Below are 14457 nucleotides of genomic sequence, written 5' to 3'. Positions count from 1 at the left end.
AACGGCACGCGCTCGTTGGGAGCGCGTGCCGCCTGATACTAGATTCGGTATGGGCTCCTGGTCTGAAGCCCTGCCGCGTCTTACTTGCAGGCTGCCGTTGACGGGCTGCAGACAGCTCCCGTGCTCGGGCTCAGGAACAGCGGTGTCGGGCTCGGCGGTGCAGCTACATTGCTGAAGTTGAACATATTCATCAGCGTGCCTGCCGAAGCGTCATACGAACCGCCACCGATGCGCGCGCTGCCCAGGAACACATCCTCGATAAACCGCGAGATCGAAGACTGGTCCGTCACCGTGTTGTCGATGTAGTTGGTCTTCGCCCAGGGCGAGATCACCAGCAGCGGCAGGCGAGGACCATAACCGCAGCGGCCCTGCACCGGAGCCGTCGAGGTCACACCCGCCAGCGTCGGAGCCACGTTGCAGAACGCCGCATCCGCCGTCGTCTGCGATCCGTTCAGGATGCTGTTCAGGTGGTCATACCAGCCGTCCGAGTCATCGTACGCAATGATGATCGCGGTGTTCGCCCAGAAGGACGAAGCTTCGATCGCGTTGATCTCGTTCACCACGAAGGTCTGCTCATCGAGAGGATCCGAGTAGCCCGCGTGACCGTCCTGGTAGCCCGGAGCCTTCAGGAAGCTCACCGCCGGCAGGTTGCCCGCCGCCAGGGCCGCATTGAAGTCCAGGATGTCGTACTGGTGGTTGGCCTGGGTCGCACCTGTGCCGGTATCCGCGGCAGTTCCGATCGCAGCAGTCGAAGCCGGACGGTTGTGAGCCGGGTTCGCCGTGCTCGCGTAGTACTGGAACGGCTGGTGATGGGGAATGTAGTCAGCCTTCAGCGGGTTGCCGGGGATGTTGACGGCGCCCGTCGCGCGGCTGCCGGCCGCTTCACCCGGAAGGCATCCCGTACCCGACGCGATCACCGCGCCGTTGTTGGCGTTGGTCAACGTCAGGTTGAAGCCGCCCTCGAAGAAGCCCCAGGTCACGCCGGCCGCATTCATCAGGTCGCCGATGTTCTTGCCCGTCATCTGCACCGTCGCGCTCGAGGACGAGCACACGTCGTATGCGGGGTCTTCATCGCCGATCAGCGTCAGTCCGCCCTGTCCGTCCGCAATCGTCCCCGAAGCAGCGCCCGACAGGATCACCTTCGCGCCGTTCGTCTGGCCCGAGATCAGGTTGATCGCACCCTGCGTCGAAGCTCCGAAGGTCGTGCCGAAGGAGTGGTCGTTCATCGAGAAGTGCTGCGCGTAGTTCCACATCGCAGTCACGGTGTTGCCGTCGTAGTAGCCCATCGTGAGGGCGTTGGTGCCGGCCGTCCCGGGAGCAGCCGTCTCGTTCACCAGCGCAGCCGTATCGGGAACACCCACCGACAGCGGGAACAGATCCATCTTGCCGCCGTCAAACGCCACCTGCTCGGGACCATAGTTGTGGTCCTGGTCGCCGGTCGCAGCCTGATTCGGACCCAGGCGGAAGGGGTTCGAAGGAACCGAGTTCGACGCCGTCACCAGGTTGGCCGCGTTCAGGTTCGGGTTGGCGGTCAGCAGCGTCGGGCTCGTCACGTAGTTGCTGATGTTCGTCGGTGTGCCCGAAGCTGCCGTGAAGGTCGTTCCACCCGTATTCGCGGCGTTCGGATAGGTGCCAAAGTAGTGATCAAACGAGATGTTCTCGCCGAAGATCACGACCACATGTTTGATGGCGGCCTGGGCCGTCGTCGGGACGACAGCTGGCGTCGTGGGCGGTACGTAAGCAGACGGCAGAGGTGTCGCCCCGCAGCCTGCCAGTAAGAGGACGACCGCGAACGAAAGAGGGGCGTAAAGCTGGCGCATGAAATGGCCTCAAGGGGGATTGGTACCGACCCCATTCTTCCCGTTGCCCGTCCCACCAACGTGTCACGACGGTCAATTGCATGTGAATCGTGCGTGAACCGGCCATGGTCGAAGCTCACCTCGGCGAGCGAATCACGTCAGTAGAAAAATTCTGTTTACACTTTGCGACACAAAGCGTACGCTGGCTTTGCGTTGCAAAGCATTCAGCCCATGACCGATCTCCACCAGGCACTCACCGACATCCGCAGCATCCGGCGGCAGGTCGCCCAGACCACCGAGTTCCGTGGCTACGGTCCGGCTACTCTCTCGGCGACGGCCCTGCTCGCATTGCTGGCGGCGGCAGCGCAGTCGCACTGGCTTCCGACCCCGGCGGCGCATCCTGTCGAGTACGTCGCGCTCTGGCTCTCAACGGCGGTCCTTTGTGCCGCGCTCATCGCCACGCAGATGCTCACCCGTGCGAATCATCTCCACGGCCCCATGGCCGACGAGATGATCCGCCTCGCGGTGCTGCAGTTTCTCCCCGCAGCCGCAGCCGGCGCAATCCTGCCGGTGGTGTTGCTTCATGCGCTGCTTCACGCTTCGCCCATCGGTTTCTGGATGCTCCCCGGCTTATGGCAGGTCATCTTCAGCCTGGGCGTCTTCGCTTCGGTCCGCTGCATGCCCCGGTCGATGGTGCTGGTCGGCCTCTGGTTCCTGCTCACAGGCTTTAGCTGCTTGTGGCTCGGAGATAACCGGGCATTGTCACCTGCCTGGATGGGCTTGCCCTATGGCCTCGGCATGGCTCTGGTCGCTGTCCTTCATCGCTCGGCATCGCACCGCACGCTCGCGCTTGAGGACGGAGAGGAAGATCTCGATGACGAAGCCTAAGGCCCCCACTCCCACGACCGCTCCTTTCGCCTACGAGGGCCTGGATCGCGTCATTCACGAGCGCGCCCGCCTCAGCATCCTCACGTCGCTCATCACGCATCGCAATGGGCTCAGCTTCGTCGAGCTCAAAGAGCTCTGCGCGCTCACGGACGGCAACCTCGCCCGGCACCTCCAGGTTCTGGAGGAGAACGGCATGGTCCGCCCGTCCAAGGACACCGAAGCCGGTCGCGGCCTCACCACGCTGCGCATCACCCCTGCCGGCCGCAAGCGTTACCTCGACTACCTGACCATCCTCGAGCAAGTCGTGCGCGACGCCGCCGCCGCCGACGACGAGGCAGACGAACCCGCGCTCCGCCGCAAGCTTACTCCCATCAACACCTAGCCGCAGGTCTGTTTTCGGTCCAAGGGATCTGCACGCTCCTCAACTTTGCATTACAAAGTCAGCGCTCGAAAAGGAGAAACCCGCATGAGTTCCTTCGCCTCCCCTCAACCGCTCCCCTTCGGCCTTCGCTCTTCCTCTCTGGGAGCCAAGTTCTTCATCATCACGATGCTCGCCCTGGTCATGAGCCTCTCCGGCTTCTTCGTCGAGAGCCTCACCACCGAGCGCGCCAATAATCACGGCCTGCTCGCCGCCTCGTCAGAGAGCTCCACGGCGCAAGACGCCAACCAGCCCAAGACCGTCTTCGGCATCCGCCTTGCCGACTCCTACCGGTCCACGCGCCGCTCGCTGCACTACATCACGCTCTTTCTGGGCTTCGTCTTCCTCACCTACTTCCTCTTCGAGGTCCTCAGTGGCCGTCGCGCGCATCCAGCGCAGTACGCCATGGTCGGCATCGCGCAGATCATCTTCTACCTCTTGCTGCTCTCACTGGCCGAGCACATCGGCTTCGACCTCAGCTTCCTCATCGCTGGCGCTGCCACCGTCTCGCTCTTCGCGCTCAACACCGAGTGGGTCTTCCAGAGCCGCAAGCTGGCCTACCGCGCCCTCGCAGTCTTCTCAGCCCTCTACGGCTTCATCTATGTGCTCCTCCGGGTAGAGGCCTACGCCCTCCTCGTCGGAGCCATCGCCAGCTTCTGCGCCATCGCCGCAGCCATGTACATCACGCGCAATGTGGATTGGTACGGTGCTGGTGCTCCTGCTCCGGCCGTTGCCGGAGGAGCCATTCCGCCCTCGCCCCAGGTCCGCGACTCATGGCTGGAGTAGGCCGCAAGTAGCACGGAAACCCCTCGCGGCTGCGGATATCGCCCCCAGGGGAAACCGCTGCGAGCGGGCAGGGGAGCAGAGCCCTATCCCCTGCCCGCGCCTCTTGATATCCTGACCGCTGCTATGAGTGATACCGAAACCACCGCAGTGGCCGAAGCACCCGCGACCGAAACCACCCCTGTCGTCACCCCGAAGCAGACCCTCGACATCACCGAGATCATGGCGATCATCCCGCATCGCTACCCCTTCCTGCTCATCGATCGCGTCATCGAAGTCGAGCCCAGGGTGCGCATCGTCGCTATCAAGAACGTCTCGATGAACGAGCCTCAGTTCCAGGGCCACTTCCCGGACTTCCCCATCATGCCCGGCGTCATGACCATCGAGGCCATGGCCCAGGCCGGCGCCGCGCTCATGCTCACCGAGTACTCCCAGGAAGATCGCGCCGACAAGCTCATCTTCTTTACCGGCATCGAAAACGCCCGCTTCCGCCGCCCAGTCACGCCGGGCGACCAGGTCCGCATCGAGGTGAAGGTTATCCAGTGGCGCTCCCGCGCCGTCAAGATGGAAGGCTCCGCCACCGTCGACGGCAAGGTCGTCTGTGACGCGACCTTCTCCGCCCAGCTCGTCCCCCGCAGGCGCGAAGCCGCGCCCGCCACAAAGTCCCCGACTGCGGAGTAAGCCCGTGCCCGCCAACATCCATCCCACCGCCATCGTCGCCGAAGGCGCCATCGTCCCCGATTCGACAAAGATCGGCCCCTTCTGCACCGTGGGCCCGCACGTGGTGCTTGGCGAGGACTGCGATCTCATCTCGCACGTCGTCCTCGACGGCCACACCACCATCGGCCGTGGCAACCGCTTCTTTCCCTTCGCCAGCGTCGGCATCGAACCCCAGGACCTCAAGTACAAGCAGGAGCCCACCCGCTGCGTCCTCGGCGATGACAACGTCATCCGTGAGTCCGTCACCATCTCCCGCGGCACGGTAGGCGGCGGCGGCATCACGCGCATCGGCTCCGGCTGCCTCATCATGGCCTACGTCCACATCGGCCATGACTGCCAGATCGGCAATGGCTGCATCCTCGCCAACGCCACCACCCTCGCCGGCCACGTCACCGTGGAGGACTACGTCACCACCCCCGCCCTCGGCCCCGTGCACCAGTACTGCACCATCGGCAAGTACGCCTATATCGGCGGCGGCACCACCATCACGCAGGACGTGCTGCCCTACTCGCTCACCTCGGTCGAGCGCAACAACCACGCCTACGGCCTCAATAAGGTCGGCCTGCAGCGCAAGGGCTTCACCGACGAGCAGCTGCGCAAGCTCACCACCGCCATGCGCCTGCTCATCGGCGGCAAGCTCAACACCACCCAGGCCCTCGAAGCCATGAACGACATGCTCGACTCCGGCGCCGGCGACGAACACATCCAGTACCTCATCGACTTCGTCAAGAAGAGCGAACGCGGTGTCATCAAGTAGCGATTTTATATCGATATGGATATACTCAAGCCGTTGCGCTGGCTGGGCGACTCCCCCAAGGCTGTTCAGCGGTTTCCCCCGGCGGCCAGGCGAATGGCTGGCTTTGAGCTTCAAGGTGTGCAGCACGGTTTGCACCCCTCCGACTTCAAGCCCATGCCGTCCATTGGAGCAGGGGTAGAGGAGCTTCGCGTATGGGTCGAATCGGGAACGTATCGCATCATCTACCTGGCGCGGCTGGAAGAAGCCGTCTACGTCCTGCACGCATTCCCAAAGAAGTCGCAGCAGACGAGCCCGCGCGACCTCGAGTTGGCACGAAGCCGATACGAGCAACTCGTTCAGCAAAGAAAAAGGAAGAACCCCTCGTGATCGAGGAATTCAATTCCGTATGGGACGCCTTGGGCTTCTCAACTGAAGAGGGTGCGAATCTCGAAGCCCGCGCCTCGCTCATGCGAGAGCTGCGTGAGATCATTCGAAGCCGCTCCTGGACGCAAGCAGTTGCGGCAAAGCAATGCCGGGTCTCCCAGCCGCGCCTCAACGACCTCATGCGTGGACGCATCGACAAGTTCTCCATCGACGCCCTCGTCAACATGGCAGCTTCGCTCGGCCTCCGAGTCTCCTTCGAACTGACGGCAGCATGACGGATTCCGCCAACACCCTCGGCCTCATCGCCGGCAACGGCCGCTTTCCCTTCCTGCTGCTTGACGCCGCACGCGCCCACGGTCTCCGCGTTGTCGTCGCGGCCATCAAGGAGGAGACCGAGCCCGAGATGAATGATCGCGCCCGCCTCGACCCTGACTTCATCCGCGTGCATTGGCTCTCGCTCGGCGAGCTCTCCAAACTCATCGAGACCTTCCAGCGCGAGGGCGTCACCCGCGCCGTGATGGCCGGCCAGGTCAAACACAAGCAGATCTTTTCTGCGATCCGCCCCGACTGGCGTCTCGCCAAGCTGCTGATGAGCCTCCGCACGCGCAACACGGACATGTTGCTCGGCGCCGTCGCCAGGGTCCTCGGCGACGAAGGCATCCACCTCGAATCCTCCACCGCCTACCTTGAGCCGATGCTCGCTCCCGCAGGCCCGATTACCAGTCGCAAACCAACCGACCAGGAGCTCGCCGACATCGCCTATGGTGTCGATGTCGCCCGCGGCATCGCCGGCTTCGACCTCGGCCAGACCGTTGTCATCGCTGCCGCAGCCTGCGTGGCCGTCGAGGCCATGGAGGGCACCGACGCCACCATCCTGCGTGCCGGAGACATCATGCGTACGCTTCACGAAGACGGCGACGCCAGCACCCTCGCCCGCTCGCTCACCGTTGTCAAGGTCGCCAAGCCGAAGCAGGATCTCCGCTTCGACGTCCCGGTCGTCGGACTACCCACCATCGAGACCATGCGCACCGCAGGAGCGACCTGCCTCGCCATCGAGGCCGGCCGGACGCTTACCTTTGACCGCGCCGCGATGATCGCCGCCGCTGACGCTGCAGGGATCGCGATCTTCGGACATTCCGGCGCCACGACGCTTTGATCAAGCACCAGTCGTCTTCTGTCACTCGACACAGGTAATATGTCAGCACGCGGGTCAACCGGCGGAGTTCATGCCTCGACCGGCTACAGGCACCTCAAGGAGATGCACCCATGCTTCTGAAGAAGATTGCGGCCGCAGGTATGATGGCCGGACTCGCCCTCGGTCCCGCGCTTGCAACGGCTGAGCCCCTCACCGTCGGCTCCAAAGCGCCGGACTTCACCCTTCCCTCGCAGGACAACAAGCCGGTCTCGCTGCATGAGTACAAGGGCAAGTGGGTCGTCCTTTACTTCTACCCCAAGGATCAGACCTCCGGCTGCTCGCTTGAAGCGCACAACTTTCAGCGCGATCAGGACAAGTACAAGGCTCTGAACGCTGTGGTTCTCGGCGTCTCGCTCGATACCGTCGAGAGCCACGCGACCTGGTGCACCAAGGACGGCTTCAACTTCAAGATGCTCGCCGACCCGGACCACAAGGTGGTCGATGAGTACGGCGTGCCCATGATGTCCCACGGCGATATGCACTTCGCCAAGCGCCAGACCTTCCTCATCTCGCCCAAGGGCAAAGTCGTCAAGTTCTGGGAAGTCACTGACATCCAGAACCACAGCGACGACGTGATGGCGGCGATCAAGGCCGGAAGCTAGGCTCAAAGCAAACTCAGGCAGACGCAAAAGCGCCCGGACCGAAGTCCGGGCGCTTTTGCTTGCCTGTTTGCTACTGAGCGAAGGAGAAAACTACGCCTTCACAGCCTTCTTGACGGCCTTCTTTGCAGCCTTCTTGACGGCCTTCTTCACAGCCTTCTTAACGGCCTTCTTCGCGGGAGCTGCCTTCTTCACAGCCTTCTTTACGGCCTTCTTTGCAGCCTTCTTCGTTGCCAAGGTGATACCTCTCATAGTTGATTTTTTGGTGCTAGTGCTCTTGTTGCCGACTGCCTTCTTACCGCGCAGAGCACTGACCTTCTTCGCGGCAGAACCTGAAACCTTCTTCGTCGCCTTCTTGGCGGCTGCCTTCTTAACGACTGCTGTCTTCAATGTTTTCTTTACCACTTTCTTCGCGGCCTTCTTGGCCGGCGCTTTCTTGGCCGCCGTCTTCACGGCAACCGCCTTCGCCGCTTTTTTCGCGGGCGACTTTACGGCAGCCTTCGTCGCTGCCTTCTTCACTGATTTCTTGGCGGGCGCCTTCTTCGCAACGGCTTTGGTGGCAACGGCCTTCTTGGCTGCCTTCTTCTTCGCGGCCTTCACCGGTGCGGGAGCAGGCGTCGCCTCGAAGGACATCGACTCCGCTGGCTCGTAGGGCTCACCGGATGATGGAGGCGCCGCTACGATCACGACCTCTTCCACATGCGTGTCCGGCTGAGTGCTGAACTCTTCGACTTCGTCCTCTTCGATCTCGTCGATCTCATCGGGAGAGTCCAGGTCATCCATATCGTCCTGAGCTCCATCAGCGGAAGCGTACAGCTTAATGGTTTCGTCGTCCTGCAGCATACCCATTCACCTCATGCCTTAAGGAGTTTGGCTTATCGCCTCAATCCCTACCGCGTTCCTGCTTTTGATACGTTGCGCGATTGCTACGCTACACACGCTTCGCACGAATTGTACGGTTAGAATTACGCCGCAGTGAGCCAAATAGCAAGCACCTTTTTTGGTGCAGCCTTACTTTTTTGCCTCAACACGATGACCACTTGCATTCCTCATGCGTGACGTCCTTCGTGACAGCCTGTGATCGTGACTCAAGACATCGGCAATGCAGCTGCAATCGATCACCGCTACTTCTTCTTCGTTGTCTTCTTCGCGCCAGCCTTGGTGCTCGGTGCGCTCTTCCGGTTGGATGCAGAACTCTTCGTTGCCGCACTGTGTGCTGGCGAATGTGCGCTGCTTCTGCTGCTCGCCTTCACGCTCGTCCTGGCTCCACGCTTGGTTCGCGAGGCGCGCACGCTGGGGGCAAGCCGCACCGGTTCCGCAACAAAGATCGTCCGTCCGGCAGCCACGGTGTTCGTGCTCATGTGATTCCATGAGCGCAGCTGCTCCACCGTCACGCCAAAGTGGTCGGCGATCGTCACCAGCGTATCTCCACGGCGTGCCTTGTAGTGCTGCTCGCCGTTGGAGCCGCTCGAGTGGATCGGAATCACCAGCTCATCACCGGTCGCCATCGGGTTCGCCGCAGTGATTTCGTTCACGCTCGAAATCTCTGTCGCCCGCGCGTGGAAGTTCGTGGCGATGTCGTCGAGCGTCTCGCCCGCCTTCACCACGTGGAACCGCCAGCTCGCGCGATTGTCCTCGGGAATATCCTTCAGCCGCTCCAGGAAGACCTGCTTGCTGCCCGGCGGCAGCCGCAGATCGTAAGGAATATCTCGGGGCGTCTGCATCCGCAGCAGCGCGGGGTTCAGCGCGACGATCTCGCTCACACTCGCGCTGGTCAGGTCTGCCACCAGCCGCAGGTCAATCGCGTAGCTCGTCGAAACCGTGTCAAAAAGCACCGGAGCCATCGGCGTGATGTTGGCAAGCCCATACTGCTGCGGGTTCTTCGCCATGATGGCCGCCGCGATGATGCCCGGCACATACGCTCGCGTCTCCGCGGGCATGGCGTTGTGCCGCAACAGCTCCCAGAAGTCCGCATACCCCGTGCGGCTCACGGCGCGCTGCACATTGCCAGGACCCCAGTCATACGCGGCCATCGCCAGGTACCAGTCGCCGAACTGCGCGTACAGGCCCTTCATGTACTTCGCGTAAGCCACGGTCGACTTCTCCGGGTCGAACCGCTCGTCGAAGTATCCGTTGCGCTCCAGGTTGTACGCTCCGGCAAACGGCATGAACTGCCACATGCCACCAGCGCCCGACCGCGCGTTCAGCGCCTGCGGCTGGAAGCCCGACTCCGCCACCGCCTGGTAGATCAGATCCTGCGGCACGCCGTTCTCGCGGAGGATCCGCTGGATCATCTCCTTGTACTTGCCTGCGCGTTCCAGCGATGCCACCAGGTGCGCATGTCCCGCCTGCGAGTTGGAGAAGTAGCTGATGAACCCCGCAACGTAGTTGTTCACCACCAGCGGAAGATCCGACTGCGTCGTCTTCAGCTCGGCGTTCACCTTGCCCAGCAGTGCAGGGTCCGGAGGCCCGAACGTGACCTCGCCCAGCGCTACATCCAGTGGCGCCGGTTCCACCTTCGGTGAGAAGCCGTTGCCTTCCTTCAGCGCCACCATCTCCAGCGAGTTGATCCGCGACACCAGCGATTCAAACTCATCCGCCAGCTGCTGATCGCCCTTCAGATCCATGCCGCTCGAAAGCATCAGGTCCACGGCGGAGTCGAAGTCCATCCGCGCGGCGTCCAGGTGGTTGGCGTTGTAGTTCGACACGCCCGAGTTATAGGTCGTCTCTACCCGATTGATCAGGTCCTGCGCCTTGCGCGAGGTCTGCTGCGTGGCAGGCGCATTCGGCAGCGATGCAGGCTGTTGGGGTTGCTGCGACGCCGTCTGCTGCGCACTCGGTCCCGAAGCCTTGCTCGTCTGCGGCTTGGCCGCCTGCAATGCAGGCGTGGGCTGGGAGGGATACACCGTGCTGCGAGAGGTGGAAGGAGCCGTCGCCGCAATTGGCATGCTGCCAGCCGCCGCAGGTGGAGGCAATGAATCGTCAGGGCAGCCAGCCAGCAGCACCAGCAGCGGCAAGCCGCTCAGCGCCATCAGCGATCGCATCCATAGAGGGCTCTGCCGCAGGTTCACCATCGACCTGTTCATTGTACGGGCTGGAACCCTCGTTGGACTCGCTGCGCGTCTCCGCTTCGCCATCATTGCCAGGGAATCGTCGTCCGCCAAGATGACCTCACAAGATGACCTCATGAAAGAGCCGAGTGCCCCTGATCGCCGGACGGCCCGCGAACTCCCAGCCTCCGCTCTGTTAGCCTAGAGATTCGAGGCATTTCGCGCGTCCACGCGCTCATTCCGCCTCCTCTCGAAGCAAAAGCATGGATCCCAGCCACATCAGAAACTTCGCGATCATCGCGCACATCGACCACGGAAAATCCACCCTCTCCGACCGCCTGCTGGAGATCACGGGAAGCCTCACCTCCCGCGAGATGCAGGCCCAGGTCCTCGACGCGATGGACCTCGAGCGCGAGCGCGGCATCACCATCAAGGCCCACACCGTCCGCATGATGTACAAAGCAGACGACGGCCAGACCTACCAGCTCAATCTCATCGACACCCCCGGCCACGTCGACTTCTCCTACGAGGTCTCGCGCTCCCTCGCCTCCTGCGAAGGCGCGCTGCTGGTCGTCGATGCCTCCCAGGGCGTCGAAGCGCAGACCCTGGCGAACGCGTACCTCGCCATCTCCAACGGCCTCGAGATCATCCCGGTCATCAACAAGATCGATCTCCCCTCCGCCGACATTCCCCGCACCAAGGAGATGATCGAGAAGTCCGTCGGCCTGCCCGCCGATGACGCCGTCTGCGTCTCCGCCAAGACCGGCCTCAACGTCGCCGACATCCTCGAAGCCGTCGTGCACCTCGTGCCGCCGCCCAAGGGCGATCCGGAAGCTCCGCTGCAGGCGCTCATCTTCGACAGCTGGTTCGACCCCTACAAGGGCGTCATCATCCTGGCCCGCATCATCAACGGCCGCCTCCGCAAAGGCGACAAGATCAAGGTCATGTCGAACGGCCGCCAGTTCGATGTCGATTCCATCGGCGTCATGACGCCCAAGCCGGTCGTGCTCGAAGAGCTCTCCGCCGGCGAAGTCGGCTTCTTCGTGGCCACCATCAAGAACGTCGCCGACACCAAGGTGGGCGACACCATCACCCACGTCGATAGACCATGCGCAGAGGCGCTCCCTGGCTTCGAAGACATCAAGTCCATGGTCTTCGCCGGCCTCTACACCGTCGACTCGCACGCCCACGGCATGCTCCGCGATGCGCTCGAGAAGCTGCGCCTCAACGATGCCAGCTTCAACTTCGAGCCGGAGTCTTCTGTTGCGCTGGGTTTCGGCTTCCGCTGCGGCTTCCTCGGCCTGCTCCATCTCGAGATCATCCAGGAGCGCCTGGAGCGCGAGTACGACCTCGACCTCATCATCACCGCACCCGGCGTGCAGTACAACATCACCATGACCGACGGCTCCAAGCTCGTCGTCGATAACCCCTCGCGCTGGCCCGACCCCTCCGAGATCGAGCAGATCGACGAGCCCGTCATCCAGGCCAAGATCCTCACCAACGAGGAGTACGTCGGCAACATCCTCAAGCTCGTCGAAGACAAGCGCGGCCGCCAGCAGAACATCGAGTACGTCTCCGAGACGCGCGTGATGCTCACCTACGAGCTGCCGCTCAATGAGATCGTCCTCGACTTCTACGACCGCCTCAAGAGCGTGTCGCGCGGCTACGCTTCGCTCGACTACCACCTCGCCGGCACCTGGATCTCGCCCATGGTGAAGATGGACATCCTCATCGGCGGCGATCCCGTCGACGCGCTCTCCATCATCGTCCACCGCGACTCCGCCTACGACCGCGGCAAGGTGCTCGTCGAAAAGATGCGCGAGCTCATCCCGCGCCAGATGTTCGAGGTCGCCATCCAGGCCGCCATCGGCTCCAAGATCATCGCCCGCTCCACCGTCACCGCGATCCGCAAGAACGTCATCGCCAAGTGCTACGGAGGCGACATCAGCCGCAAACGCAAGCTCCTCGACAAGCAGAAGGAAGGTAAGAAGAGGATGAAGCGCATCGGCAAGGTAGACATCCCCCAGGAAGCCTTCCTCGCCGTCCTCAAAGTCGGAGAAGAGTAGGTCGACGGCCGAAGGCGCTGTTCACCATTGCAATATGGGCCAACTAGGTGCTCCTGTTTCGACCGGCAAACTCCGCTCTGATGCTTCTTTGGGCCGACTGCACTCTGCCGTTCCGGACAGCCCAATCGGCTCTTGCACTTTGCGGGACGCCAGGATCAAACGCGAATCGCGCACGATGACCATCTTGGCGTCAAGGATTTTGCGACGCCTGACATTGTGCACCAACTGCCCCCCAGCCATTCGCGCCATCATCCCTGCTGGTACGGTGAGAAGGGAGGAGTGTGTAACCACGTGCGCTGCCCAACCCGCGGCGTTAGCGAATGTGGCCAAAGCCGAGCGTTCAAAAAATCTGGCGATCTCCTCTTCGCGCGTCAATTCACCCCGCCGATATCTGCTAAAGCTTTCCCACGCCGCGAAGGCTATCGCCACGACCGGTATATGGAACCCAACATGCGCCACGTCGGCATGGTGAATTCCTTCTGCTACACGCTGGTTCATCTCTAACAGGTGAGCTTTCCCATCAACTAGGTGATGCAGGAGTTCCGGGTGTGCCGACATCCGTTCGTACAACTCATGAGGAACTACCACATCGACGTGGGGGTGTGCGGCGATTGCATCACGGACGTAGGCGATGCTGTCGGTGGCTTTCAGCTGCAGGAGCTCCTGGATGTGACCGTGACTGTCCCGGACCACAATGTCCCACGCCGGCTGCGTTGCGCTATGCGCCAGCTCGGCGACGCAGCCGTGGGGCAGGTGACCTGCGTTGAGCCACTGCACATAGTCGATCTCGAAGAGCTTTCCTTTGACGCCGTTCACGAAACCCTGCAGCGCTGCCGGATTCGCCGCTAAGTGGTGCACCTCCTCCACGAACGAAGCGTGCATCTGCGGATACTGCGCGTGATATGCCTCGATGACCGCGTGGGGGATCTGCGCCTCGCTGATCTTCCCTGCAACGATGTCAGCAAGTGCTATGCCACCGACCACAGCGGTGTCTACAAAGTCGTCCGCGTTGCAGCCGCGCGTCATCAATTCCAAGGGCTTGCGCAGCGGCCCCGGTGTGGCTTCCATTACCTTTTTCCAGCGAGCGACGAGATCAGGCTTCAACCGTCGACCTCCAGCAGAACACGCCAACAGCAGCCGTGATCAGCACGGGCACCGCCAGCAGAGCCGCCAGGGCTATAGGCCGGAGGGTGACCGTACGCGCCGCGACGAACATTATCCAGAGAGCCGCAACGCAAATGAGCTGGAAAATGATGAGCCTTCGCTCGGAAGAGCGCTGTCGACTGCGCGCCATCGCCTGATCCGCCTCGATGTTCAGCCGTACCTCGGACAGCCCTTCTTTGTTCTCGCGAAGACAATCGGCTAGCTTTGCTTCCATAGCGCGCTGGTGGGCTTCGAACCTGGTGTTCGCTTCGGTTAGCCGTTGCGAGGCCATCTCCGCCTCAGCCGCTGCCTGTTCAAAGGCACGGCTGGCGGCAACCATTTTGTCAGTAGCTTGATTCTGCCTGTCAATCGAAGCGTTGAAGGCGCGTTCGGCTCGGTAAGCCAGTGCCTCGGAGTCCAAGGCTAGCTTGCTGCATGCGCTCGCCTGTTGCACTGCCTTACGCACGTCGGCAAGCAGTGCGTCATTGCCGTCTAATAGCTCGAAGAGCTTAGTGGAAAATACGTCATTCCACGTGTCCTGCTCGTCGAGCCGTGCCAGGGTCTTCTCGACCAGTTCCGGGTCACTGGGAGCGAACGCGTTGCTAATCGACTTCATAATCCCCATGCACCGGATGGTATCAGCGAGTCGATCCACGAACGGTCCGTCATAGATGGG

The 14457-nt window shown here is 62.2% G+C and carries 15 protein-coding genes; 10 read left to right on the top strand and 5 right to left on the bottom strand.

Annotation, left to right across the window (positions count from 1 at the left end):
- Positions 1–80: 80 nt before the first annotated feature.
- Positions 81–1820 carry a phospholipase C gene (locus tag C4S68_RS09465; RefSeq protein WP_103932838.1) on the bottom strand — a complete coding sequence of 580 codons (1740 nt, stop codon included), beginning with the start codon at positions 1818–1820 and terminating at the stop codon, positions 81–83.
- A gap of 210 nt (positions 1821–2030) precedes the next feature.
- On the opposite strand from C4S68_RS09465, the gene C4S68_RS09460 reads away from it, so the two are divergent.
- The 9 genes from C4S68_RS09460 (at position 2031) to C4S68_RS09420 (ending at position 7525) form a co-directional block, all read left to right on the top strand.
- Complete coding sequence (locus tag C4S68_RS09460) at positions 2031–2687, top strand: hypothetical protein (protein ID WP_103932837.1); 657 nt, start codon at positions 2031–2033, stop codon at positions 2685–2687.
- Complete coding sequence (locus C4S68_RS09455; protein WP_103932836.1) at positions 2674–3069, top strand: transcriptional regulator; 396 nt, start codon at positions 2674–2676, stop codon at positions 3067–3069. Before C4S68_RS09460 ends, C4S68_RS09455 begins: the two co-directional genes overlap by 14 nt.
- 84 nt (positions 3070–3153) lie before the next feature.
- A complete protein-coding gene (locus C4S68_RS09450; protein WP_103932835.1) occupies positions 3154–3891 on the top strand; it encodes an inner membrane CreD family protein in 738 nt (245 codons plus the stop codon).
- 123 nt (positions 3892–4014) lie between these two features.
- Positions 4015–4569, top strand: coding sequence for a 3-hydroxyacyl-ACP dehydratase FabZ (fabZ, locus tag C4S68_RS09445; protein ID WP_103932834.1), 555 nt, complete (start codon positions 4015–4017; stop codon positions 4567–4569).
- A 4-nt stretch (positions 4570–4573) separates the two neighbouring features.
- A complete protein-coding gene (lpxA, locus tag C4S68_RS09440) occupies positions 4574–5365 on the top strand; it encodes an acyl-ACP--UDP-N-acetylglucosamine O-acyltransferase (protein ID WP_103932833.1) in 792 nt (263 codons plus the stop codon).
- Between the two features lie 15 nt (positions 5366–5380).
- The gene (locus tag C4S68_RS09435; RefSeq protein WP_103932832.1) at positions 5381–5731 is read left to right on the top strand and encodes a type II toxin-antitoxin system RelE/ParE family toxin; all 351 of its coding nucleotides are present in this window, start codon (positions 5381–5383) and stop codon (positions 5729–5731) included.
- Positions 5728–6003: a helix-turn-helix domain-containing protein gene (locus C4S68_RS09430; RefSeq protein WP_103932831.1), complete on the top strand. Its 276-nt coding sequence runs from the start codon at positions 5728–5730 to the stop codon at positions 6001–6003. The genes C4S68_RS09435 and C4S68_RS09430 overlap by 4 nt, the downstream gene beginning before the upstream one ends.
- Complete coding sequence (locus C4S68_RS09425) at positions 6000–6884, top strand: LpxI family protein (protein WP_103932830.1); 885 nt, start codon at positions 6000–6002, stop codon at positions 6882–6884. The genes C4S68_RS09430 and C4S68_RS09425 overlap by 4 nt, the downstream gene beginning before the upstream one ends.
- A gap of 110 nt (positions 6885–6994) precedes the next feature.
- Positions 6995–7525 (top strand): peroxiredoxin, encoded by a 531-nt coding sequence (locus C4S68_RS09420; protein WP_103932829.1) that lies wholly within the window; start codon positions 6995–6997, stop codon positions 7523–7525.
- A 90-nt stretch (positions 7526–7615) separates the two neighbouring features.
- Here C4S68_RS09420 and C4S68_RS09415 read toward each other — a convergent pair whose 3' ends face one another.
- Both C4S68_RS09415 and C4S68_RS09410 read right to left on the bottom strand, forming a co-directional pair.
- Complete coding sequence (locus tag C4S68_RS09415; RefSeq protein WP_200821523.1) at positions 7616–8365, bottom strand: hypothetical protein; 750 nt, start codon at positions 8363–8365, stop codon at positions 7616–7618.
- A gap of 281 nt (positions 8366–8646) precedes the next feature.
- Entirely contained in the window at positions 8647–10608 is a 1962-nt protein-coding gene (locus C4S68_RS09410) for a lytic transglycosylase domain-containing protein (protein WP_235011482.1), read from the bottom strand.
- A 227-nt stretch (positions 10609–10835) separates the two neighbouring features.
- Between C4S68_RS09410 and lepA the strand changes: the two genes are divergently transcribed.
- Entirely contained in the window at positions 10836–12638 is a 1803-nt protein-coding gene (lepA, locus tag C4S68_RS09405) for a translation elongation factor 4 (protein ID WP_103932828.1), read from the top strand.
- Positions 12639–12659: 21 nt separating this feature from the next.
- Here lepA and C4S68_RS09400 read toward each other — a convergent pair whose 3' ends face one another.
- Together C4S68_RS09400 and C4S68_RS09395 are read right to left on the bottom strand one after the other, a co-directional pair.
- Complete coding sequence (locus C4S68_RS09400; RefSeq protein WP_146072094.1) at positions 12660–13742, bottom strand: hypothetical protein; 1083 nt, start codon at positions 13740–13742, stop codon at positions 12660–12662.
- On the bottom strand, positions 13732–14397 hold the full coding sequence (locus tag C4S68_RS09395) for a hypothetical protein (protein WP_146072093.1): 666 nt from the start codon (positions 14395–14397) through the stop codon (positions 13732–13734). Before C4S68_RS09395 ends, C4S68_RS09400 begins: the two co-directional genes overlap by 11 nt.
- Positions 14398–14457 lie beyond the last annotated feature (60 nt).

Source organism: Bryocella elongata, from assembly GCF_900108185.1.
GTDB classification, from domain to species: domain Bacteria; phylum Acidobacteriota; class Terriglobia; order Terriglobales; family Acidobacteriaceae; genus Granulicella; species Granulicella elongata.
The sequence above is the reverse complement of the archived record's forward strand: the minus strand, read 5'-3'. Positions and strand labels throughout refer to the sequence as shown.

What these genes read in the sequence shown, in the direction of transcription:
- C4S68_RS09435 (WP_103932832.1), top strand. Translation starts at nt 5,381, where the DNA reads ATGGATATACTCAAGCCGTTGCGCTGGCTGGGCGACTCCCCCAAGGCT.
- C4S68_RS09395 (WP_146072093.1), bottom strand. Translation starts at nt 14,397, where the DNA reads ATGAAGTCGATTAGCAACGCGTTCGCTCCCAGTGACCCGGAACTGGTC.
- C4S68_RS09420 (WP_103932829.1), top strand. Translation starts at nt 6,995, where the DNA reads ATGCTTCTGAAGAAGATTGCGGCCGCAGGTATGATGGCCGGACTCGCC.
- C4S68_RS09460 (WP_103932837.1), top strand. Translation starts at nt 2,031, where the DNA reads ATGACCGATCTCCACCAGGCACTCACCGACATCCGCAGCATCCGGCGG.
- C4S68_RS09410 (WP_235011482.1), bottom strand. Translation starts at nt 10,608, where the DNA reads ATGAACAGGTCGATGGTGAACCTGCGGCAGAGCCCTCTATGGATGCGA.
- C4S68_RS09425 (WP_103932830.1), top strand. Translation starts at nt 6,000, where the DNA reads ATGACGGATTCCGCCAACACCCTCGGCCTCATCGCCGGCAACGGCCGC.
- C4S68_RS09415 (WP_200821523.1), bottom strand. Translation starts at nt 8,365, where the DNA reads ATGCTGCAGGACGACGAAACCATTAAGCTGTACGCTTCCGCTGATGGA.
- C4S68_RS09455 (WP_103932836.1), top strand. Translation starts at nt 2,674, where the DNA reads ATGACGAAGCCTAAGGCCCCCACTCCCACGACCGCTCCTTTCGCCTAC.
- C4S68_RS09465 (WP_103932838.1), bottom strand. Translation starts at nt 1,820, where the DNA reads ATGCGCCAGCTTTACGCCCCTCTTTCGTTCGCGGTCGTCCTCTTACTG.
- fabZ (WP_103932834.1), top strand. Translation starts at nt 4,015, where the DNA reads ATGAGTGATACCGAAACCACCGCAGTGGCCGAAGCACCCGCGACCGAA.
- lepA (WP_103932828.1), top strand. Translation starts at nt 10,836, where the DNA reads ATGGATCCCAGCCACATCAGAAACTTCGCGATCATCGCGCACATCGAC.
- C4S68_RS09450 (WP_103932835.1), top strand. Translation starts at nt 3,154, where the DNA reads ATGAGTTCCTTCGCCTCCCCTCAACCGCTCCCCTTCGGCCTTCGCTCT.